This is a genomic window from Sphingomonas panacis (genome assembly GCF_001717955.1).
GTDB lineage: Bacteria > Pseudomonadota > Alphaproteobacteria > Sphingomonadales > Sphingomonadaceae > Sphingomonas > Sphingomonas panacis.
Genome location: NZ_CP014168.1, coordinates 1,923,970 through 1,945,438 on the forward strand (window position 1 = coordinate 1,923,970; position 21,469 = coordinate 1,945,438).

17 protein-coding genes and 2 tRNA genes are annotated in these 21,469 nt (G+C 66.1%); 11 read left to right on the top strand and 8 right to left on the bottom strand.

The genetic code is table 11. From position 1 onward, the window contains the following. The first annotated feature begins 111 nt into the window (after positions 1–111). Positions 112–201 (top strand) — tRNA-Ser (locus tag J0A91_RS08745). Positions 202–236: 35 nt separating this feature from the next. After that, positions 237–569, top strand: a complete 333-nt coding sequence (locus tag J0A91_RS08750) for a DUF6481 family protein (RefSeq protein ID WP_069204592.1) — start codon at positions 237–239, stop codon at positions 567–569. A 120-nt stretch (positions 570–689) separates the two neighbouring features. Here the strand turns inward: J0A91_RS08750 and J0A91_RS08755 are convergent, their stop codons facing one another. Next, positions 690–2,741: an NAD(+) synthase gene (locus J0A91_RS08755; RefSeq protein ID WP_069204593.1), complete on the bottom strand. Its 2,052-nt coding sequence runs from the start codon at positions 2,739–2,741 to the stop codon at positions 690–692. 170 nt (positions 2,742–2,911) lie between these two features. Between J0A91_RS08755 and J0A91_RS08760 the strand changes: the two genes are divergently transcribed. Next, on the top strand, positions 2,912–4,318 hold the full coding sequence (locus J0A91_RS08760; RefSeq protein ID WP_083224578.1) for a M20/M25/M40 family metallo-hydrolase: 1,407 nt from the start codon (positions 2,912–2,914) through the stop codon (positions 4,316–4,318). A 45-nt stretch (positions 4,319–4,363) separates the two neighbouring features. Here J0A91_RS08760 and J0A91_RS08765 read toward each other — a convergent pair whose 3' ends face one another. Then, a complete protein-coding gene (locus tag J0A91_RS08765; protein WP_069204594.1) occupies positions 4,364–4,588 on the bottom strand; it encodes a hypothetical protein in 225 nt (74 codons plus the stop codon). A gap of 409 nt (positions 4,589–4,997) precedes the next feature. Here J0A91_RS08765 and J0A91_RS08770 point away from each other — a divergent pair, with 409 nt between their 5' ends. The 4 genes from J0A91_RS08770 (at position 4,998) to J0A91_RS08785 (ending at position 10,528) form a co-directional block, all read left to right on the top strand. Beyond that, positions 4,998–6,599 (top strand): tetratricopeptide repeat-containing sulfotransferase family protein, encoded by a 1,602-nt coding sequence (locus J0A91_RS08770; protein WP_206365009.1) that lies wholly within the window; start codon positions 4,998–5,000, stop codon positions 6,597–6,599. 160 nt (positions 6,600–6,759) lie between these two features. Next, positions 6,760–9,327, top strand: a complete 2,568-nt coding sequence (locus J0A91_RS08775) for a TonB-dependent receptor (RefSeq protein ID WP_069204595.1) — start codon at positions 6,760–6,762, stop codon at positions 9,325–9,327. 127 nt (positions 9,328–9,454) lie between these two features. Beyond that, entirely contained in the window at positions 9,455–10,354 is a 900-nt protein-coding gene (locus J0A91_RS08780) for a LysR family transcriptional regulator (RefSeq protein ID WP_069204596.1), read from the top strand. A gap of 89 nt (positions 10,355–10,443) precedes the next feature. Continuing rightward, positions 10,444–10,528, top strand: a tRNA-Leu gene (locus tag J0A91_RS08785). Between the two features lie 39 nt (positions 10,529–10,567). Here the strand turns inward: J0A91_RS08785 and queA are convergent. The 6 genes from queA to J0A91_RS08815 form a co-directional block, all read right to left on the bottom strand. Further along, the gene (gene queA / locus J0A91_RS08790) at positions 10,568–11,593 is read right to left on the bottom strand and encodes a tRNA preQ1(34) S-adenosylmethionine ribosyltransferase-isomerase QueA (protein ID WP_069204597.1); all 1,026 of its coding nucleotides are present in this window, start codon (positions 11,591–11,593) and stop codon (positions 10,568–10,570) included. A gap of 19 nt (positions 11,594–11,612) precedes the next feature. Further along, on the bottom strand, positions 11,613–12,365 hold the full coding sequence (locus J0A91_RS08795) for a peptidylprolyl isomerase (protein WP_083224579.1): 753 nt from the start codon (positions 12,363–12,365) through the stop codon (positions 11,613–11,615). Positions 12,366–12,537: 172 nt separating this feature from the next. Then, positions 12,538–13,038: a pantetheine-phosphate adenylyltransferase gene (gene coaD / locus J0A91_RS08800; RefSeq protein WP_476749575.1), complete on the bottom strand. Its 501-nt coding sequence runs from the start codon at positions 13,036–13,038 to the stop codon at positions 12,538–12,540. Positions 13,039–13,140: 102 nt separating this feature from the next. Then, on the bottom strand, positions 13,141–14,043 hold the full coding sequence (locus J0A91_RS08805; protein WP_069204599.1) for a polyprenyl synthetase family protein: 903 nt from the start codon (positions 14,041–14,043) through the stop codon (positions 13,141–13,143). Continuing rightward, complete coding sequence (locus tag J0A91_RS08810; protein ID WP_069207173.1) at positions 14,043–14,285, bottom strand: exodeoxyribonuclease VII small subunit; 243 nt, start codon at positions 14,283–14,285, stop codon at positions 14,043–14,045. The genes J0A91_RS08805 and J0A91_RS08810 overlap by 1 nt, the downstream gene beginning before the upstream one ends. Positions 14,286–14,378: 93 nt before the next feature. Then, complete coding sequence (locus J0A91_RS08815) at positions 14,379–15,776, bottom strand: helix-turn-helix domain-containing protein (protein ID WP_069204600.1); 1,398 nt, start codon at positions 15,774–15,776, stop codon at positions 14,379–14,381. A gap of 215 nt (positions 15,777–15,991) precedes the next feature. Here J0A91_RS08815 and J0A91_RS08820 point away from each other — a divergent pair, with 215 nt between their 5' ends. The 4 genes from J0A91_RS08820 (at position 15,992) to J0A91_RS08835 (ending at position 21,293) form a co-directional block, all read left to right on the top strand. Beyond that, complete coding sequence (locus J0A91_RS08820) at positions 15,992–17,518, top strand: acyl-CoA carboxylase subunit beta (protein WP_069204601.1); 1,527 nt, start codon at positions 15,992–15,994, stop codon at positions 17,516–17,518. A gap of 135 nt (positions 17,519–17,653) precedes the next feature. Then, positions 17,654–19,792, top strand: a complete 2,139-nt coding sequence (gene scpA, locus J0A91_RS08825) for a methylmalonyl-CoA mutase (protein ID WP_069204602.1) — start codon at positions 17,654–17,656, stop codon at positions 19,790–19,792. Continuing rightward, positions 19,792–20,928, top strand: a complete 1,137-nt coding sequence (bioB, locus tag J0A91_RS08830) for a biotin synthase BioB (protein ID WP_240502243.1) — start codon at positions 19,792–19,794, stop codon at positions 20,926–20,928. Before scpA ends, bioB begins: the two co-directional genes overlap by 1 nt. After that, positions 20,928–21,293, top strand: a complete 366-nt coding sequence (locus J0A91_RS08835; protein ID WP_240502286.1) for a lysozyme inhibitor LprI family protein — start codon at positions 20,928–20,930, stop codon at positions 21,291–21,293. Before bioB ends, J0A91_RS08835 begins: the two co-directional genes overlap by 1 nt. Positions 21,294–21,469: the final 176 nt, after the last annotated feature.

Sequence of the window (21,469 nt, forward strand, 5' to 3'; positions counted from 1 at the left end):
AAGATAGCGACGATCGGTCTTGTGTCCTGATCGGTGTTGCGTTAGAGGCGCCCGCTCACCGACCGGTGCGGGTTCGCGGTACTCCTGCGGGCAAGCATCATAAGACCTCGCGGAGAGGTGGCAGAGTGGTCGAATGTACCGCACTCGAAATGCGGCGTGGGTGCAAGCTCACCGTGGGTTCGAATCCCACCCTCTCCGCCATTTCCTTTCGTTATACAGGATCGTAAGACCGCCGCATGGCCTATAAGGAACCGACCTTCCGCGATCGCGCGACGCTGTCCGCAGACGCGAAGCAGCGCGCGCTCGAAAAACTGAAAGCCAAGCCGGCGCTCGACCCGGTTGTCGTCGCAGAGCGAATCGCCGCGCGCGAGGCGAAGGAAGCCGCCGAAGCGCAGAAGCGCGCCGACAAGAAGGCGGCGATGGAGCAGGCCAAGCTCGACAAGATCGCCAAGGCCGAAGAGGCCAAGCGCGCGATCGAGGAAGCGGCGCAGAAGGCCGAAATGACCGACGCCGAGAAAAAGGCCGCGCGCGACGCGAAGTACGCTGCGCGGAAAGCCCGCAAGAAATAAACCCGTCGCCCCGGCGTAGGCCGGGGCCGCTGCGTAATCTGGCGATCGAGGCGCCCAACACGGGCCGGCCCCGGCCTGCGCCGGGGCGACGATTCTGGCACGTGCCCGAACCCCGCGCCGCTAGGGCAGATTGTCCCCCAGCTCCTTGAGCCATACCGCCGCCGTCCCATCCGAAGGCGCGCGCCAGTCACCGCGCGGCGACAGCGCACCACCCGCCGAGACTTTCGGCCCGTTCGGGATCGCCGAGCGCTTGAACTGGCTCGTCGCGAAGAAGCGCGCCAGGAACTTCTCCAGCCAGTCGCGAATCACCGGCAGGTCATAGGCGACTCGCGCCGCCTCGGGCAGGTCACGCGGCCAGCGCCCGGCGGCGGCATCACGCCACGCGTGCAGCGCGAGGAAGGCGATCTTCGAAGGCGCCATCCCATGCCGGACGACATAATGGACGAAAAAGTCGTTGAGCGCATACGGGCCGATCTTCGATTCGGTGCTCTGGATCGCACCGTCCGCACCTGCCGGCACCAGTTCGGGCGAAATCTCGGTATCGAGGATCGCCGCCAGCACATCGTCGGTCGTCGCATCGAACTGGCCGCTGGCGATGCACCAGCGGATCAGGAACTGGATCAGCGTCTTGGGCACGCCGGCGTTGACGGCATAATGGCTCATCTGGTCGCCGACGCCATAAGTACACCAGCCGAGTGCCAGCTCCGACAAATCGCCGGTGCCGACCACCAGCCCATTGTTGTGGTTCGCGAGCCGGAACAGATAATCGGTGCGCAGGCCCGCCTGCACATTCTCGAAGGTGATGTCATACTGCGGCTGCCCGTCCGCGAAGGGATGGCCGAGATCGCCAAGCATCTGCCGCGCGGCGGGGCGGATGTCGATCTCGTGCGCGGTGATGCCCAGCGCCCGCATCAGCGCCCAGGCGTTGCTCTTGGTGCCCTCGCTGGTCGCGAAGCCGGGCATCGTATAGCCGAGGATGTCGCTGCGCGGCCGCCCCAGCCGGTCGAGCGCCTTGGCGGCGACGATCAGCGCGTGCGTCGAATCGAGCCCGCCCGAAATGCCGATCACCAGCCGCTGCGCCCTGGCCGCCTCGAAGCGCTTGGCGATGCCCTGTACCTGGATGTTGAACGCTTCGTAGCAATCCTCGTCGAGCCGCTCGGGCGTGTTGGGCACGAACGGGAAGCGCCGGATCTCACGCTTCAGCCCGACATCGGCGAAATCGGGCCGATGGTCGAAAGCGATTCGCCGGAACCGCGCCTCGGGCCGGCCGGCGAGTACGTCCGAATCGTTGAAAGTCGGCGCGCGCATCCGCTCCTGGATCAGCCGCCCGCAATCCACATCGGCATAGACCGCCGCATCCGCCGTCGCGAACCGCGCCGATTCGGCCAGCAATTCGCCGAGTTCGTGGATCATGCCCTGGCCGTCCCACGCCAGATCCGTGGTGCTCTCGCCCGGCCCGGCGGCGGAATAGACATAGCCGCACACCGCGCGCGCACTCTGGGAGGCGCACAGCAACGCCCGCTCGCGCGCCTTGCCGATCACGATGTTCGAGGCGGAGAGGTTGCAGCAGATCAGCGCACCCGCCAGCGCGCCGGCGGTCGAGGGTGGGGTCGGCGCCCAATAATCCTCGCAGATCTCGGCATGAAAGATGAAGTGGGGGAGGTCGCTTGCAGCGAAGATCAGGTCGGTGCCGAACGGCGCGACCTGCCCCGCGACCGTAATCTCCAGCCCGGCCAGCCCGGCCCCGCTCGCGAACCAGCGCTTCTCGTAATATTCGCGGTAATTGGGCAGGAACGTCTTGGGCACCACACCGAGCACGCGCCCGCGCGCGATCACCACCGCGCAATTGTACAGCCGCGCCTCCCGCACCAGCGCCGCACCCACCACCAGCACCGGCCGCAACTCGGCGCTCGCCGCGACGATCGCCGCCAGCGCCGCGTCGGTCGCGCGCTGGAGCGCGTCCTGCAGATGCAGATCGTCGATCGCATAGGAGGTGACGTTCAGTTCGGGGAATACGAGCAAATCCGCCCCCTCGGCGTCCCCGGCCTGGGCGAGCGTGATCGCCGCCTCGGCATTGGCGGCGGGATCGCCGACGCTGGCGCGCGGCGTGCAGGCGCCCGCGCGGATCATCTGGTGGCGGTGGATGGAGAGAAACGGATGTGTGTTCGCCATGACTCGGTCCTAAACGCGTTCCCGCATGATTGCCACGCGTGCTAACGTCGCGGTGGGCGGAATGGAGCCACATATGCGGATCTTCGTGGCGCTGCTCCGCGCCGAACCGCCCGCGCTTTCCGATTGACGCACCGCAGCAACCGCATAGCTTGTACGCTTCGGTAAGGAGAATGCGGGTGGCGGTGTTTCGGGGCGTAGCAATGGTTTCGGTACTGGCGGCGACGGCGCTCGCACCTGCGCAGGCGAAGGTCGCAGTGCATCCGATCGCGGAGGCGCAGGCGCTCGACATGGCAAAGAAGGCGATCGCCTTCCGCTCGGTGCGCGGCCCCGGCAACCAGACCCCGCAGGTGCTCGCCTATCTCAAGGCGCAGCTCGTCGCTGGCGGTTTCAAGTCCGACGATATCGAGATCACGCCCGTGGATGACACCGCCTATATGATCGCGCGCTGGCCGGGCAGCGACCCCAAGGCCAAGCCGCTCGTCATCTCAGGGCATATGGACGTGGTCGAAGCCAAGCCCGCCGACTGGCAGCGCGATCCGTTCACGCCCGTGGTCGAGAACGGTTATCTGTTCGGGCGCGGCGCCACCGACATGAAGCTGGACGGCACGATCGCGATCGCATCGCTGCTCGAACTCAAGCGTGAGGGCTACAAGCCGCGCCGCGACATCATCATCGAATTCTCCGGCGACGAGGAAACGGTGATGAAGACCAGCGAGATCATCGCCGGCAAGCTCAGCAATGCCGATATCGTGCTCAACATCGACGGCGGCGGCGGCGCGCTCGACGAGAAGACCGGCAAGCCGCTCTATTTCACCTGGCAGGGCGCTGAGAAGAGCTATTCGGATTTCCAGCTCACCGTCACCAACCCCGGCGGCCATTCCTCAGCGCCGCGCAAGGACAATGCGATCAACCAGCTCGCCGCCGCTCTGGTGCGGATCGGCAAATACCAGTTCAAGCCCGAAGTCAGCGACCTGACCCGCGCCTATTTCATCCAGGCGGCGAAATACGAAAGCCCCGAGACCGCCGCAGCCATGCGCGCCTTCGCCGCCGATCCGACCGACAAGGTTGCGATCGCGACGCTCACCGCCAACCCGGCGACGATCGGCAAGATCGGCACGACCTGCGTGACGACCTTGGTGAGCGGTGGCCATGCCGAGAACGCTCTGCCGCAGCGTGCGACCGCCAACATCAACTGCCGCATCTTCCCCGGCCACAAGCCCGCCGACATCATGGCCGAGCTGGCGCGCGTCGCCGACGATCCGGCGGTGACGTTCAAGGATGTCACGGAAGGCTCGGTCGCCACCCCCGCCTCGCCGATGCGCGCCGATTTCGTGAATGCGGTGACCAAGGCTATGGGGCAGGTCTATCCCGGCGTGCCGGTGTTCCCGAGCCAGTCGTCGGGCGCGAGCGACAGCATGTGGTTCCGCGCCAAGGGGGTCGACAGCTACGGTGCCAGCCCGGTGTTCATCAAGGCGTCGGACGAATTCAGCCACGGCCTGAACGAGCGCACCCCGGTCGCCACCATCGCGCCGTCGATCGATTATTATCTGTCGCTGTTCACCGATCTGTCCAAATAGGAAGGGGACGGTCGCACGGTGTTCCGTTGCGACCCGCGCCCACTCCTAGAAAGAATAGGCGACGACCCAGATCAGCGGCGCCCACAGCACCAGCGAGAGCGGCACCGCGAGCGAGAGCGCACGCATCACCTCGGTCTCATGGCCGAGGTCACTCGTCTCGCTGGACTTGGCGACGGGCGCCGAGGTCCAGACCGAACGCTGCGTGCGGCGCGTGATCCGTGCCGGGAGGGAGGAATATTCAGCCGAATTGGACCTGTTGGCAAATATCATCGGAGCGACCCTGATGTGGAAATCATTACGGCTCGATGTCTGTACTGGCCAAAATCACGCGTCAATCGGTGAAGAAGGTGCTGCTTTTGCTAAGTTTTATTGCAGTGCGGTGTAAATGCCCCGGCGAACCATTCGCATGTGGGTTTCCGCGTATCGAAACAGCCCATTACCGCCACTTCGAAGCAACCCCGTGCGCGCCAACCCGTTTTGCGTTGCCACACCGGAATGCCAAATTTATTTTTCGCTTCGTCTCGTCGAAGCCTCGTTTCACCGCTCTTGTCAGAAGCGGAACGAGTCGTGGGCTTTGTCGAGGCACGGCCGCTTCCGCTTACGGCGCGAATCGCCACCCGATTCGCGCTCACGAGACGAAGGCTGGCCGACCTCCGCGGTTCGCGGCTAGGATCGCGGCATGACGCCACAACCCGCCCCCGCCGAGCAGACCACCTCACGCTGGCCGCAGCGTCTGATCGAGGCGGCGCTCGCTTTGCATGACAACCGACTGGGCGATGCCGAGCCCCGGCTGCGCGCGCATCTCAAGGAAGATCCGTTCGATGTCGCCGCGATCCGCATGATGGCGGAACTCGCCGGTCGGATCGGGCGCTACCGCGATGCCGAGGCGCTGTTGCGCCGTGCGTTGGAACTCTCGCCGGCCTTTACCGCCGCGCGCGCCAATCTCGCGATCGTGCTTCACCGGCTCAATCGTCCGGTCGAGGCGATCGAGCAGCTCGACATCGTCACCGAGGACGAACCCGACCATCTTGGCCACGCCAACCTCAAGGCGGCCGCGCTCGGGCGGATCGGCGGGTTCGACGAGGCGATCACGCTTTACGAACAGGTTCTCGCCAAGGCGCCCGGCCAGCCGCGCGTGTGGATGAGCTACGGGCACATGCTCAAGACCGTCGGGCGGCAGGCGGACGGCATCGCCGCCTATCGCCGCGCGCTCGATCTCGCGCCGGCGCTGGGCGAAGTGTGGTGGAGCCTCGCCAACCTCAAGACGATCCGCTTCGACGATGCCGATATCGTCGCGATGGAGGCGGCGCTGGCATTGCCCGACATCTCGGACGAAGACCGCTTCCACCTCGATTTTGCGCTGGGCAAGGCCTATGAGGACCGGCGGCAGGCGGACCGCGCGTTCGCGCATTATGCCGCGGGCAACACGCTTCGCCGACGGTCGGTGGTGTACGAACCCGATGAAACCCGGCGCTTCGTCGATCAGAGCATCGCTCTGTTCACGCCCGATTTCTTTGCGGCGCATGCGGAGCAGGGGCATAATGCGCCGGACGCGATCTTCGTCCTCGGCATGCCGCGCGCCGGATCGACGCTCGTCGAGCAGATCCTGTCGAGCCACAGCCTTGTCGAGGGCACCTCCGAACTGCCCGACATCCCGATGCTCGCGCGCCGGATCAAAGGCTATCCCGGCGCGGTCGCCGATCTCGCGCCTGAAGATTTCGCCGCGATGGGCGCCGAATATCTCAAGCGCGCCGCGATCCAGCGCCGCACCGACGCGCCGTTCTTCATCGACAAACTGCCGAACAACTGGGCGCATGCCGCCCTGATCCGGCTGATCCTGCCCAATGCCACGATCATCGACGCGCGCCGCCATCCGCTCGGCTGCTGCTTCTCCAACTTCAAGCAGCATTTCGCGCGCGGTCAGGCGTTCAGTTACGATCTCGCCGAAATGGGCCGCTATTATCGCGATTACGTGCGGCTGATGACGCATCTCGACACTGCGATGCCGCGCCCGCCGCACCGCGTGTTCTACGAAGCGATGGTGGATGATACCGAGGCGCAGGTCCGCGCGCTGCTGGCAGCCTGCGGGCTGGACTTCGAACCCGCCTGCCTCGCCTTCCACCAGACCGAGCGCGCGGTCCGCACCGCCAGCTCCGAACAGGTCCGCCGTCCGATCTTCAGTGAGGGCAAGGCGGCATGGCTGCCGTTCGAACCGTGGCTCGATCCGCTCAAGGACGCGCTCGGAGACGTGCTGGCGGCCTATCCCGCGGTGCCTGCGTAACATCTCCGCCAAGACGACGCCCGTTCGCCGCCAGACACATAACGTTGCAAATCTGCCACGCGCCGTTAGCGAAATGACGCTCCCGTAACGGACCCGATTGACGGTTGCTGCAACGCGGCACACCCTGTCGGGAACGGTTGCTTCCTAGGGGGAATGGGGAATGAAGTTCGGGGCTGGCGCGGTTGCGTCGTTGTTGCTCGCGTCGGCGGCTTTCCTTCCTGCGCTCGCAGAGGCGCAGAGCGCGCCCGCGTCGGAGCCGGCGCCCGCCACGGACCAGCAGCCCGAGACCAGCGATATCATCGTCACCGCGCAGAAGCGTGAGGAGAGCCTGTCGAGCGTGCCGATCAGCATTCAGGCGATCGGCACCAAGCGGCTCGATCAGCTCAACATCAGCAATTTCAACCAATATACCCAGTTGCTGCCCTCGGTCTCGTTCCAGACCACCCAGCCCGGCTCGACCACCGTCTACATGCGCGGCGTCGCCTCGGGCGGCGACGGCAACCATTCCGGTTCGCTGCCGTCGGTGGGTTTCTACCTCGACGAACAGCCGATCACGACGATCGGCGGCACGCTCGATGTCCACATCTACGACATCGCCCGGATCGAGAGCCTCGCCGGTCCGCAGGGCACGCTGTACGGCGCCTCGTCGGAAGCGGGCACCGTCCGCATCATCACCAACAAGCCTGACCTCAGCCACTTCTACGGTCGCGTCGATGGAGAGGTGAACACCGTCGCGCACGGCGGCGTCGGCGGCAAGGTCGAGGGGATGATCAACGCGCCGCTCAACGCGATCATGGCGCTGCGCGTGTCGGGTTTCTACGAACGCGACGCGGGCTATATCGACAATGTCGCGGGGTGCCGCAGCTATCTGCCCGAACCGACCACCAACGCCTGCACCCCGACCAACGGCGGCATCGTCGTCAACAACAAGGCCTTCGTGAAGAAGGACTATAACGAGTCCGATCTGTGGGGTGGCCGCGCCGCGCTGAAGATCGATCTCGACGACAGTTGGACCGTGACGCCCACGGTTCTCTATCAGGAAGCGAAATACCACGGCGCTTATGCGATGGATGCCTCGGTGGGCGACCTCAAGGTCCAGCATTTCTTCCCGGAATATCGTCATGACCGCTTCATTCAGGCCGCGCTGACGATCCAGGGCAAGGTCGGCAATTGGGATCTGACCTATGCCGGCGCCTATCTCGACCGGCAGGATCAGCAGTCGAGCGATTATACCGATTATGCCGAAGCCTATGACCGCCTCTATTCCTCGGTCGGTGGCAATGCCGGCTATTTCTATTTCCACGACAAGAGCGGCAACACCATCGATCCGCGCCAGAACATCCTCGGCAGCGATCATTTCAAGAAGATGAGCCAGGAACTGCGCGTCGCCTCGCCGCAGGACGAGCGTTTTCGTGTCGTCTCAGGCCTGTTCTACCAGCGCCAAAGCAACCTTATCCATCAGGATTACCGGGTCGACGGCCTTGCCCCCGAACTTTCGGTCAACGGCCATCCAGGCACCTTGTGGCTCACCCAGCAGCACCGCGTCGACAAGGATTATGCGATCTTCGGCGAAGCGGCGTTTGATATCCTGCCGACGCTGACCCTCACCGCCGGCGGGCGCGGCTTCATCTACGACAATTCGCTGATCGGTTTCTACGGCTTCGGCCGCAACCCCGGCGACGGCTATACCGAGACGCCGTATAACGCTTCAGGCAGTTCGAAGACCGGCGTCGCGGCGTGCTTCACATCGAGCGGGCAGCGGCTGCGCGATGCTTTGAACGCGGGCGTCACCAATCCCACGCTCGCGCCGGCCGCGGTCGCGGGCGGCCCCTGCACCAATCTCGGCAACTATGTCATCGGCGAGGGCATCACCCCGGTGAAGGCGTCGGGGCAGGGCTTCACCCACAAGCTCAACCTCACCTGGAAGCCGAGCAAGGACTTCCTGCTCTACGGCACCTGGTCACGCGGCTTCCGCCCGGGCGGCATCAACCGCCGTGCCGATCAGGCGCCCTATGAACCCGATTTCCTGACCAATTACGAAATCGGCGCGAAGACGACGCTGCTCGGCGGCAAGCTTCATATCAACGCCGCGATCTATCAGCAGGATTGGAAGAAATTCCAGTTCTCGTTCCTTGGCCAGAACAGCTTCACGATCATCAACAACGGCCCGAACGCCCGTATTCGGGGCATCGAGGCGGACGCCAATCTGACGGTCGGCGGCCTCACGCTGACTGCGGCGGGTGCCTATACCGATGCCAAGATCCGGCAGAATCTGTGCGGCGCCGACGATCCGAATCCCAAGTGTGACGGCGTAGAAGGCGACTATGTGGCCGCTCCGGCGGGCACGCGCATGCCGATCACGCCCCGCTTCAAGATCAACGGAACCGCGCGCTACACGGTGCCGGTCGGCGTCGCCAAGGTTTATGGTCAGGTGCTTGTCGCGCACCAGAGTTCGGCCTCGTCGGATATCCGTCTCGTCGCGTTCGGCCCGACGGGCGAGGAATACAACCCGGCGCAGTCGCTCGGGCGTCTCAAGCAATATACGACGGGCGATCTCGCACTGGGCGCGGAGTGGCCGGCCTTTTCGCTGGAAGTCTTCGCGCAGAACGTCTGGGACGAACGCGCGCAGCTTTCACGCTTCGCGGAGTGCGGCACGTGTTCGCAGCGCCCGTATGTCGTCACCAGCACGCCGCGCACGATTGGCATTCGCGGCGGCATGAAGTTCTGAGGCTCCTAAGGGGGGGAGCGGACGCGTCGGTGCTTTGGGGAAGGCTCCGGCGCGTGATCGCCTGATCGGGTTCCCATCATGCTGGTCAGGGGGTAAACGCGCCTGATCTCATGATGAGGGTTCATCAATGCGCCGCGACGATCTCGTTGATCTGAACGCTTTCCTCGCCGTCGCGCAGGAGCGCAGCTTCACCCGCGCCGCCGCCCGGCTCGGCGTGTCGCAATCGGCGCTCAGCCACACCGTCCGGCGGCTCGAGACGCGGCTCGGCGTGCGGCTGCTGTCGCGCACCACGCGCAGCGTTGCCCCCACCGAGGCGGGCGAGCGGCTGGTCGCCAAGCTCGGCCCGGCGTTCGACGAGATCGAGGGGCAACTTTCCGCCCTCGGCGAGCTTCGCGAGCGTCCGGCGGGCACCATCCGCATCACCGCCACCCAGCAATCCGCCGAGGCGTTGTTGTGGCCCGCCGTCCGCCGGCTGATGGCCGATTATCCCGAGGTGAAGGTCGAGATCAGCGTCGACGCTGGCTTTCGCGATATCGTCGCCGAACGGTTCGACGCGGGCGTGCGGCTGAGCGAGCGCGTCGCGGCGGATATGATCGCGGTACGGATCGGCCCCGATCTGCGCATGGCGGCAGTCGCTTCGCCTGACTATTTCGCGCGCCACCCCGCGCCGGTGACGCCGCAGGATCTCGCCGCGCACGTGTGCATCAACCTGCGCCTGTCCACGCTCGGCGATCTCTATGCGTGGGAGCTCGACCGTGAAGATCAGCATCTGCGGTTGCGCGTCGATGGGCAATTCACCTCGAACCATGTGCCGATGATCCTGCGTGCCGCCCGGGCCGGCTTCGGCATCGCCTTCCTGCCCGATCACCATGTCGAGGACGATATTGCGAGCGGCAGGCTGGTGCGCGTGCTGGAGGACTGGTGCCCACCCTTCGCCGGCTATCACCTCTATTACCCGAGCCGCCGCCAGCCCACCCCGGCGTTCGCGCTGCTGCTGGATCTCCTGCGCGAGGGCGCCCGCGAATAGCCATACCCCGTTTGCGGATTCGGTCTGGAAATCCGCGCCCGGCTTGCATATAGCGCATGCCTTCGCTGACCGGCTCCGCCGGCCGCCGTGCGGGCGTGGTGAAATTGGTAGACGCGCGGGACTCAAAATCCCGTTCCGCAAGGAGTGTCGGTTCGACCCCGACCGCCCGCACCATTTACGAGACATCGGGTGCTGTCCGCGGCGCCGCCCGGCCTACGGCAGCAGCAGCGATGCATCCCCGTACGAGTAGAAGCGGTAGCCGTTCGCGATGGCATGGGCGTATGCAGCCTGCATCCTATCCAGCCCCATCAGCGCCGAGACCAGCATGAACAGTGTCGAGCGCGGCAGATGGAAGTTGGTCATCAGCCCGTCCACGCCCTTGAAGCGATAGCCGGGGGTGATGAAGATCGCGGTATCGCCCTCGAACGGCCGGATGATGCCGTCGCGATCGGCCGCGCTTTCGATCAGGCGCAGGCTGGTGGTGCCGACCGCGATAACGCGGCCGCCGGCGGCGCGCACGGCGTTGAGCCGCGCGGCGGTGGCGGGGTCGATCCGGCCCCATTCGGTGTGCATGCGGTGCGCGGCGGTGTCCTCGGCCTTGACCGGCAGGAACGTACCCGCGCCGACGTGCAGCGTCAGCGTCGCATGGCCGATCCCGGCGGCATCCAGCGCCGCCATCAGCTCGGGCGTGAAGTGCAACGCTGCGGTTGGGGCGGCGACCGCGCCTTTCTCGGCCGCGAACATCGTCTGGTAATCGTCGAGATCGCGCGCGTCGGCGGCGCGTTTCGAGGCGATATAAGGCGGCAGCGGCATCCGCCCGGCGCGTTCGAGCAATAGCTCGACCGGCTCGTCGCCGGCGAAGGTCAGCGCGAAACTGCCATCCTCCTGCCGCTCGCTCGCAACAGCGGACACGCCGCCGCCGAAGTCGATCGCCTCACCATCGCGGATGCGTCGGGCGTTGCGGATGAACGCGCGCCAGCGGTGCGGCCCTTCGCGCTTGTGGAGCGTCGCGCCGATCTTCGCGTCTCCCCGAATGCCCTCCAACTGCGCGGGGATGACGCGCGTGTCGTTGAACACCAGCATGTCGCCCGCGCGAAGCTGGCCGGGCAGGTCGGTCACGGCGAGGTCGCGCGTCGCATCGCGCTCGAGCACCAGCAGCCGCGCCGAATCGCGCGGGCTCGCCGGGCGCAGCGCGATTCGCTCGGGTGGCAGTTCGAAATCGAACAGATCGACCTTCATGTCAGCGCTTCGGGCAGCGTTACTGCGCTTTGGCCTTGGGCTTGACCACCGCCGGCGCGCGCAGAGTCTTGGCGTTCGGCGTTTTCGGCGCGGCAGGCTTGCCCGCCGGGGTGCTGGGCGTCAGGAACGCGCCGCCAAGGCTGCTCGGCGACAATGTCGCGGCGGGGGCGGGGGGCGGCGCGGGCACGTAGGCAGGCGGATGGTCCGCCGCGATATAGGCATGGACGATCCGCGACGGGTTCGCGGGCGGCTCGCCACGCGTGATCGCGTCGACATATTGCATGCCGTCGATCACCCTGCCGAACACGGTGTATTTCTTGTCGAGCGACAGCTTGGGGTCGAACACGATGAAGAACTGGCTGTTGGCGCTGTCCTCCTTCTCGGCGCGGGCGGCCGATACGGCGCCGCGCACATGCGGCAGCCAATTGAACTCCGCCTTGAGATCGGGGAGCGTCGAGCCGCCGGTGCCGTCGCCCTTGGGGTCGCCACCCTGCGCCATGAAGCCCTCGATCACGCGGTGGAAGGGCAGGCCGTCATAGAAATGCTGGCGGGTGAGGATCTTGATTCGCTCGACCGTCTTCGGCGCGGCGTCGGGGCGCAGCCAGATGATGACTCGGCCGCCGGTCGACAGATCGAGATACCACAGGTTTTCGGGGTCGGTGATGGACGGGATCGGCGGGCGGCCGGCGATGGGGGTATCGATGACCTGCGCGAATGCCGGGGCAGCGAGGATGGCGAGGAGGAACACGACGAACCGAACAAGAAAACGCATTATGTCCCCGCGATAGGCAGATGGTGGCGCCAGCGCTTAAAGCAAATCCCCGCTTGCGCCAATCTGAACCTACGCGAGGAAAACGTCGCCCCGGCGGAGGCCGGGGCCGTCGCGTAATTTGGCGATGTGAGTGCCACAAACCCAGCGGCCCCGTCCTGCGCCGGCGCGACAGTTACGAACCCTTGCGCCCCAGCGTCTCCACACGCGCCGCGACTTCCTCCGCCACCATCGGCGTCACGAAGCGCCCGATCGGCCCGCCATACAGCGCGATTTCCTTGACGAGCCGGCTGGCGATCGGTTGCAACGACACGTCGGCCATCAGGAACACCGTTTCGATGCGCGGGTTGATCTGCTGGTTCATGCCGGCCATCTGATATTCATATTCGAAATCGGCGACTGCGCGCAGACCGCGCACGATCACGCGCGCGCCCTCGCGCTCGGCGAAATCCATCAGCAGCGAATCGAAGCTGACGACCTGAACGTCACCTTCGATCTGCGCCACCTCGCGTTGCACCATCGCGAGCCGCTCGGGCAGGCTGAACATCGGCGATTTGGACGCGTTGGTGGTGACGCCGATGACGAGCCGATCGACCAGCTTCGCGCCGCGCCGGATGATATCCATATGGCCGAGCGTGATCGGGTCGAAGGTGCCGGGATAGACGCCGGTTCGCACCATGATGGTTCTCCGTCGCTCCGGCGGAGGCCGGGGCCGCTGGAAGGGGTACGAACCGGCTGCCTCACATTGCAGCGGCCCCGGCCTCCGCCGGGGCGACGATTATCTGTCGCGCTCCAGAATGAAGCGGGCGATGTCGCGCAGCAGATCGGCCTCGGCGCCGTAGCTGCCGAGATGCGCGATCGCCTGATCGACCAGCATGCGCGCCTGTTCGCGCGCGCGCGGCAGGCCGAGCAGCGACAGGAAGGTCTCCTTGCCGGCGTCGCCATCCTTGCCAAGCTTCTTGCCGACTGCCGCCTCGTCGCCCTCGACGTCGAGGATATCGTCGGCGATCTGGAAGGCGAGGCCGATGTCGCGCGCATAGCCGCGCAGGTGCGCACGGCCCTCAGCGGGGAGCCGCCCGAGGATCGCGCCGGCCTCGACCGAACAGGCGATCAGCGCGCCGGTCTTCATCGCCTGAAGCCGCGTGATCGTCGGCAGGTCGAAGCTCGATTTCTCCGCCTCGATGTCCATCATCTGTCCGCCCGCCATACCGGCGGGGCCGGCGGCGCGGGCGAGATCGAGCACCAGTTCGCTTCGCACGAACGGATCGGTATGAGTCTCGGGATCGGCCAGCACCTCGAAAGCGAGCGCGTGGAGCGAATCGCCGGCGAGGATCGCGGTCGCCTCGTCGTAGAGCTTGTGGACGGTCGGCTTGCCCCGGCGCATGTCGTCGTCGTCCATCGCCGGCAGATCGTCGTGGATCAACGAATAGACATGGATACACTCGATCGCGAGACCGGCACGGCCCGCGCAGTCGCGATCGACGCCGAACAGCCGTGACGTGGCGTAGGTCAGCAGCGGGCGAAGCCGCTTGCCGCCGCCGATCGCGGCATGGCGCATCGCCGCGTACAGGTCGCGGCGCGGATCGTCGGGTAGCGCGAGCAATGTATCGAATCGCGCATCGATATCGGCACCGACTTCGGCAAGGGCATCACCGAGCGAAAGGGGGGCAAGCGGGATCATCAGGAACTCGCAGCGAAGGGTTGCACGGCGGCGGGGCGTCCTTCCGCGTCGAGCCGGATCGCCTCGATCCGCGCCTGCGCGGCGTCGAGCCGCTCGGCACAGCGGCGGCGTAGCCGGTCGCCACGCTCGTAGAGGCGGATGGCCTCGTCGAGCGGCGCGGTGCCGGTCTCGAGCTGCGAAACGATGGTTTCGAGCTCGCGTAGCGCATCCTCGAACGTCAAATCTTCAATCGGTCGATCCATCGCGCCGCTATGCGCGAGGCGCATGACGAGGGTCAAGGAGTGCTGCGCACGCGCCGAGCCGTTCGCCCGAGAAAGCCGAAGGAACCACGCAGTTTATTCCAGTTCATACGACACCGCGCCGCGCCGGTCCTGATCGACCACGATCCGCCCGGCGGCGGGCGGGAAGGCGCGTTGATCGCAGTCGCGGCGCGTGCAGATCCGGCAGGAGGTGCCGATCGGCGTCGCCGCGCCGTCGATGCGCAGGCCGTCGGCATACACGAAATCCGCCGCGAACGACGCCTCGCAGCCAAGCGCGAGCGCGTACCGGCGCGGCACTTGACCATAATCCTCGGTTGGCTTCACCAGCCCGCGCGCGATCGAGATATAGCGCACCCCGTCGGGCGTCTCGGCGAGTTGGACGAGGATTCGGTCGGGAATCGCCACGGCTTCGTGGACGATCCACAACGGGCACGCGCCGCCGAACCGCGCGAACTTGAGCCGCGTCGCAGAATGACGCTTGGTGATGTTGCCCGCCATGTCGACGCGGCAGAAGAAGAACGGAATGCCGAGCGCACCGGGGCGTTGCAGCGTCGAGAGGCGGTGGCAGGTCTGTTCGAAGCTGGTGCCGAACCGGCGCCGGAGCCGGTCGATATCGTGGCGCATCGCGCGCGCGGCGGTACGGAACACCTCATACGGCATCAGCAGCGCGCCCGCCGCATAGTTGAACAGGCCCGCCGTCAGCAATTGCCGCCCCGAATCGGAACCGATGTCGGACGTATCGACGATCTCGGCGACCAGATCGGTCGCCGCGAGCCGCATATAGCGGTCCGCCAGCGCGAAGCGGATCGTTTCGGGCGGCTGGCCGCCGTCGATCCGCAGCACGCGCGCCTCGGCATCGAACGCGCGTACCAGATCGGGCGCATCGACATATTCGGTGGCGATTCCGTAGTCCGTGTGTAGCCGCGCGGCGATCGCCGCCGCCGGGTCGCGATCGTCGATCCGTGCGGCGAGCGCCTCGGCGCGGCGGTCGATCGCGTCGACATAGTTGCTGGCGTCGTTGAACCAGTCGCGCACCGCGTTCCACGGCAGATGGTCGGTCGCGCTCGCGCTCGAATCGAGCTGATCGTCGAGGATACGTAACTGCTCCTGCGCGCGCAGGAGCGCCTGGTGCGTGGCGACCAGCCGGCGGGCGAGGCGTGGCTGCTGCTGCGTCGCCCGGCGCAAGGTCGCCTCGTCGATCGGTTCGGCGGGCACGCTCGGATCGGCGGCGGCGTCGAGCGCTTCGGCGAACAGCCGACGATCGTCGTTGGGGTCGAGCGGCGCCCAATGCGCCGGCGCCTCGCTCGACAACGCCGCCAGCACGCGCGGGGTGAGCGGGCGGTGGCCGCTCTCGATCTGCGACAGGTAGCTCACCGACAGCCCGATCCGCGCCGCCATCGCCGCCTGGCTGATGCCGAGCCGGTCGCGCAAGGCGCGCAGTTCGTGGCCGGCATAGATTCGTCTGGTCGCCATCAATTCCGTCCGGCTGCAATTCCCCTGCCGTTCGTGCTGAGTTTATCGAAGCACGTGCCCCAGGCGGTACCGCTTGGAACACGCCCTTCGACGGGCTCAGGGCGAACGGGCTGGGTATCGCATAGTTTGCAAACGGGTCTCGCACAACTTTGCAAGATCACAGTTGCGCGCACGCCGCCGAGCGCGAAGAGAGGGCATGCCTACAGGAGACCCTGATGTCCGCAACGATCGCCGAACTCGACCGCAAGCGCGCCGCCGCGAAAGCCGGTGGCGGTGAGAAGCGCGTCGCCGCCCAGCACGCCAAGGGCAAGCTGACCGCGCGCGAACGGCTCGACGTGCTGCTCGATCACGGCTCGTTCGAAGAATATGACATGTACGTCGAGCACAATTGCACCGACTTCGGCATGCAGGACCAGATCGTGCCGGGCGACGGCGTCGTCACCGGATCGGGCACGATCAACGGCCGGCTCGTCTTCGTGTTCAGCCAGGATTTCACCGTGTTCGGCGGCTCGCTGTCCGAACGCCACGCGACCAAGATCTGCAAGGTCATGGACATGGCGATGAAGGTCGGCGCCCCCGTTATCGGCATCAACGATTCGGGCGGCGCGCGAATCCAGGAGGGCGTCGCCAGCCTGGCCGGCTATGCCGAGGTGTTCCAGCGCAACGTGCTGGCGAGCGGCGTGGTGCCGCAGCTCAGCCTCATCATGGGGCCGTGCGCGGGCGGCGCGGTCTATTCGCCGGCGATGACCGACTTCATCTTCATGGTGAAGGATTCGTCGTACATGTTCGTCACCGGCCCCGACGTGGTGAAGACCGTCACCAACGAGGTCGTCACGCAGGAGGCGCTGGGCGGCGCGATCACCCACACCACCAAATCCTCGGTCGCCGATCTCGCGCTCGAAGACGATATCGAGACGTTGCTCGCCGCGCGCGACTTCATCGATTTCCTGCCGTCGTCGAACCAGTCGCCGGTGCCAGAACGGCCTACGTCGGACCCGTGGGACCGGATCGAGGACAGCCTCGACACGCTGATCCCGGCCTCCGCCAACCAGCCCTACGACATGCACGAGCTGATCCGCAAAACCGTCGACGAAGGCGATTTCTTCGAGGTCCAGCCCGCGCACGCGGGCAACATCATCACCGGCTTCGGCCGGATCGAAGGCCGCACGATCGGCATCGTCGCCAACCAGCCGATGGTGCTGGCCGGCTGTCTCGACATCAATTCGTCCAAGAAGGCGGCGCGGTTCGTGCGCTTCTGCGACGCGTTCGAGATCCCGATCGTCACCTTCGTCGACGTGCCCGGCTTCCTGCCCGGCGTCGGGCAGGAGCATTCGGGCATCATCAAGCACGGCGCCAAGCTGCTGTTCGCATATGGCGAGGCGACCGTCCCCAAGATCACGGTCATCACGCGCAAGGCTTACGGCGGCGCCTATGACGTGATGAGCTCGAAGCATCTGCGCGGCGACCTCAACTACGCCTGGCCGACCGCCGAGATCGCGGTGATGGGCGCGAAAGGCGCGGTCGAGATCATCTTCCGCGGCCTCAACGCCGACGGCATTGCCGAGAAGACCGCCGAATATGAGGCGCGCTTCGCCAACCCGTTCGTCGCCGCGAGCAAGGGCTTCATCGACGAGGTGATCCAGCCGCATTCCACGCGGCGGCGGATTGCGCTCGGCCTGCGCAAGCTCAAGAACAAGAGCCTCGAGAATCCGTGGAAGAAGCACGACAACATTCCGCTGTGATCTGGTGCCTCGCTCAACCGTTCGTGCCGAGCGAAGTCGAGGCATGGGCAACGAACGACAGCGCTCGGGGCCTGTCCCTCGACTTCGCTCGGGGCGAACGGGTCCGGATGCGCGGGAAAGAACGGAGTATTAGCGGTGACCGATAAACCCACGCTCGACCAATGGTCCGCCGCCGCCGCGAAAGAGGTGAAGGGCAAGGATCTCACCTGGCAAACGCCCGAGGGGATCGACGTCAAGCCGCTCTACACCGCCGAGGACGTCGCCGATCTCGACCCCGGCCTGCCCGGTTTCGCGCCGTTCACGCGCGGCGTGCGCGCCTCGATGTACGCGGGCCGGCCGTGGACGATCCGCCAATATGCCGGCTTCTCGACCGCCGAGGCATCGAATGCTTTCTACCACCGCAACCTCAAGGCCGGGCAGAAGGGCCTGTCGGTCGCGTTCGATCTCGCCACGCACCGCGGCTATGACTCGGACCATCCGCGCGTCACCGGCGATGTCGGCAAGGCCGGCGTGGCGATCGACACGATCGACGACATGAAGATCCTGTTCGACGGCATCCCGCTCGATCAGATGTCGGTCTCGATGACGATGAACGGCGCGGTGATCCCGATCCTCGCCTTCTTCATCGTCGCGGGCGAGGAGCAGGGCGTGCCGCGCGCGCAGCTCGACGGGACCATCCAGAACGACATCCTCAAGGAGTTCATGGTCCGCAACACCTACATCTACCCGCCCGAACCCTCGATGCGGATCATCTCGGACATTTTCGGCTACACCAGCCGCGAGATGCCCAAGTTCAACAGCATCTCGATCAGCGGCTATCACATGCAGGAAGCCGGCGCGACGCAGGTGCAGGAGCTTGCCTTTACCATCGCCGACGGCATGGAATATGTGAAATACGGCGTCGCCTCGGGCCTCGATATCGACAAGTTCGCCGGACGGCTCAGCTTCTTCTTCGCGATCGGCATGAACTTCTTCATGGAGATCGCCAAGCTGCGCGCCGCGCGCGTGCTGTGGCACCGCGTGATGACGCAATTGGGCGCGCAGGACGAGCGCTCGAAAATGCTGCGCACCCACTGCCAGACCAGCGGCGTCAGCCTCACCGAGCAAGACCCCTACAACAACGTCATGCGCACCACGATCGAGGCGATGGCGGCGATGCTCGGTGGGACGCAGAGCCTTCACACCAACGCGCTCGACGAGGCGATCGCGCTGCCGACCGATTTCTCGGCCCGCATCGCGCGCAACACGCAGATCGTGATTCAGGAAGAGACGGGGATGACCAAGGTCGTCGATCCGCTCGGCGGCAGCTATTATATCGAGAGCCTGACTCAGCAGCTCGTCGACAAGGCGTGGGAAATCATCGAGCGCGTCGAGGCCGAGGGCGGCATGGCCAAGGCGGTCGCGGCGGGATGGCCCAAGGCGATGATCGAGGAAGCGAGCGCCGGCCGCGCCGCCCGCGTCGATCGCGGCGAGGACGTGATCGTCGGCGTCAACAAGTACAAGCTGGCGCAGGAAGATCCGATCGATTTCCTCGATGTCGACAACCATGCCGTGCGCGAGGCACAGATCGCGCGCATCAAGACCTCCAAGGCGGGTCGCGACGAGGCGAAATGCCAGGCCGCGCTCGATGCGCTGCGCGAGGGCGCGCGCGGCACCGCCAACCTGCTCGAACTGGCGGTCGAATGCGCCCGCCAGCGCGCCACGCTCGGCGAGATCAGCCAGGCGATGGAGGATGTGTTCGGTCGCTACGGCACCAAGCCGACCCCGGTCTCGGGCATCTATGGCGGCGCATATGGCGACGACGCCAAGTGGCAGGGGCTGATCGACGGCGTCGGCTCGGTCACGCGCGCCAAGGGCCGCCGTCCGCGCCTGCTCGTCGCCAAGATGGGGCAGGACGGGCATGATCGCGGCGCCAACCTCGTCTCCTCGGCGTTCGGCGATCTCGGTTTCGAGGTGGTGCCGGGGCCCTTGTTCCAGACGCCCAAGGAAGCCGCCGATCTCGCCATCGCGAGCGATGTCGACGTGGTCGGCGCATCCAGCCTCGCCGCCGGCCACAAGACGCTGATTCCCGAACTGATCGGCCATCTGCGCGAGGCCGGGCGCAGCGATATCAAGGTGATCGCGGGCGGCGTGATCCCGGCGCAGGATTATCAGGGCCTGCGCGATGCGGGCGTGCAGGGGATTTTCGGCCCCGGCACGAATCTGGTGGACGCCGCGGGCGAGGTGTTGAAGTTGCTCGGGCACAATATGCCACCAGTCGAGGAAGTTGCGTAATGCGTGATGTCATTGATCTCCCCTCCCTGGAAGGGAGGGGCCGGGGGTGGATCGGCTCGTTGGAGAACGAGTCCGTACCCCCCACACCGACCCACCCCCAGCCCCTCCCTTCCAGGGAGGGGAGCGTAAGGACGGATTGGACCCGCGCCGAAATCGCCGACCTGTTCGCGCTCCCGTTCGACGAACTGATGTTCCGCGCGCAGACCGTCCACCGCGCGCACCACACCCCCTCGCAGGTGCAGCTTTGCACGCTCTTGTCGATCAAGACCGGCGGCTGCCCCGAGGATTGCGGCTATTGCAACCAGTCCGCCTCGGCCGAAACCGAGCTCAAGGCGTCGAAGCTGATGGACGTCCGCGCGGTGCTGCAATCGGCGGCGCAGGCGCGGGACGCCGGCTCGCAGCGCTTCTGCATGGGTGCGGCGTGGCGCAACCCGAAGGACAAGGACATGCCCGCCATCGTCGAGATGGTGAAGGGCGTGCGCCAGATGGGGATGGAAACCTGCATGACGCTCGGCATGCTGACGCCGGGCCAAGCCGCGCAGCTCGCCGACGCCGGGCTCGATTACTACAACCACAATATCGATACCTCGCCCGAGAAGTACGGCGAGGTCATCACCACGCGCACCTTCCAGGACCGGCTCGATACGCTGGAGAACGTGCGCGAGGCGGGCATCAACGTGTGCTGCGGCGGTATCGTCGGCATGGGCGAGACCCGCGGGGATCGCGTCGGCTTCGTCCACGCGCTCGCCACCTTGCCGCGCCACCCCGAGAGCGTCCCGGTCAATGCGCTCGTGCCGGTCAAGGGCACCGTGCTCGGCGACATGCTCGCCGACACCCCGCTCGCGCAGATCGACGACATCGAATTCGTCCGCACGGTCGCGGTCGCGCGCATCACCATGCCGCTATCGATGGTGCGCTTGTCGGCGGGCCGCGAGAGCATGAGCGAGGCCACGCAGGCGTTGTGCTTCATGGCGGGCGCCAACTCGATCTTCACCGGCGATCGGCTGCTCACCACCGGCAATCGCGGCGACAGCGCCGACGCCGCGCTGTTCGCCAAGCTCGGCGTCGTCGCGATGCAGGGCGAGGAGCCGGCGCGCGCCGCGAAGGCGTCGGCGGGGGGCTGCACCGCGTGCTGATGTTCGCGCTCGCCGCCGCGACGGCGCCTCCGACACCCAAACCGACCGCCACGCCCGGCCCGCAGACCCAGCGCGCGCTCGCCGACTACAAAGCGGCCGATAGCGCGATGGCGAACCAGTGGCGCATCACCAACGCCTTCATGAAGGGCAAGGACGCGCAGGACCACCGCCGCAGCCACTTCGCTTATGCCGACGCGCTGCTCACCAGCCAGCGCGCGTGGATCAGCTATCGCGATGCCGCCTGCCGGGTCGAAGGCGGCGTCCACGCCGGTGACGTGCGGCAGGCGCTGATCGTCGCACAGTGCAAGACCGCGCTCACCAATGCGCGGCGGCTCCAGCTCAAGGGGCTGATGGCTAACGAATGATACGAGTTCGCCGTCTTTCAATTCTGTTCGCAGTAGCATCTGCGATTTACTGGGAGGGCATTGCCTGGTTCTGGTCGATCATCAATCCGATAGCCGGCATCGACGCTGCGCCATATTGGATGGTGATGCTCGCCAATTCGGTTCCGGCCTCGCTCTACGCCGTCTTTACGTTGGTT

What these genes read in the sequence shown, in the direction of transcription:
- J0A91_RS08750 (WP_069204592.1), top strand. Translation starts at nt 237, where the DNA reads ATGGCCTATAAGGAACCGACCTTCCGCGATCGCGCGACGCTGTCCGCA.
- J0A91_RS08755 (WP_069204593.1), bottom strand. Translation starts at nt 2,741, where the DNA reads ATGGCGAACACACATCCGTTTCTCTCCATCCACCGCCACCAGATGATC.
- J0A91_RS08760 (WP_083224578.1), top strand. Translation starts at nt 2,912, where the DNA reads ATGCGGGTGGCGGTGTTTCGGGGCGTAGCAATGGTTTCGGTACTGGCG.
- J0A91_RS08765 (WP_069204594.1), bottom strand. Translation starts at nt 4,588, where the DNA reads ATGATATTTGCCAACAGGTCCAATTCGGCTGAATATTCCTCCCTCCCG.
- J0A91_RS08770 (WP_206365009.1), top strand. Translation starts at nt 4,998, where the DNA reads ATGACGCCACAACCCGCCCCCGCCGAGCAGACCACCTCACGCTGGCCG.
- J0A91_RS08775 (WP_069204595.1), top strand. Translation starts at nt 6,760, where the DNA reads ATGAAGTTCGGGGCTGGCGCGGTTGCGTCGTTGTTGCTCGCGTCGGCG.
- J0A91_RS08780 (WP_069204596.1), top strand. Translation starts at nt 9,455, where the DNA reads ATGCGCCGCGACGATCTCGTTGATCTGAACGCTTTCCTCGCCGTCGCG.
- queA (WP_069204597.1), bottom strand. Translation starts at nt 11,593, where the DNA reads ATGAAGGTCGATCTGTTCGATTTCGAACTGCCACCCGAGCGAATCGCG.
- J0A91_RS08795 (WP_083224579.1), bottom strand. Translation starts at nt 12,365, where the DNA reads ATGCGTTTTCTTGTTCGGTTCGTCGTGTTCCTCCTCGCCATCCTCGCT.
- J0A91_RS08805 (WP_069204599.1), bottom strand. Translation starts at nt 14,043, where the DNA reads ATGATCCCGCTTGCCCCCCTTTCGCTCGGTGATGCCCTTGCCGAAGTC.
- J0A91_RS08810 (WP_069207173.1), bottom strand. Translation starts at nt 14,285, where the DNA reads ATGGATCGACCGATTGAAGATTTGACGTTCGAGGATGCGCTACGCGAG.
- J0A91_RS08815 (WP_069204600.1), bottom strand. Translation starts at nt 15,776, where the DNA reads ATGGCGACCAGACGAATCTATGCCGGCCACGAACTGCGCGCCTTGCGC.
- J0A91_RS08820 (WP_069204601.1), top strand. Translation starts at nt 15,992, where the DNA reads ATGTCCGCAACGATCGCCGAACTCGACCGCAAGCGCGCCGCCGCGAAA.
- bioB (WP_240502243.1), top strand. Translation starts at nt 19,792, where the DNA reads ATGCGTGATGTCATTGATCTCCCCTCCCTGGAAGGGAGGGGCCGGGGG.
- J0A91_RS08835 (WP_240502286.1), top strand. Translation starts at nt 20,928, where the DNA reads ATGTTCGCGCTCGCCGCCGCGACGGCGCCTCCGACACCCAAACCGACC.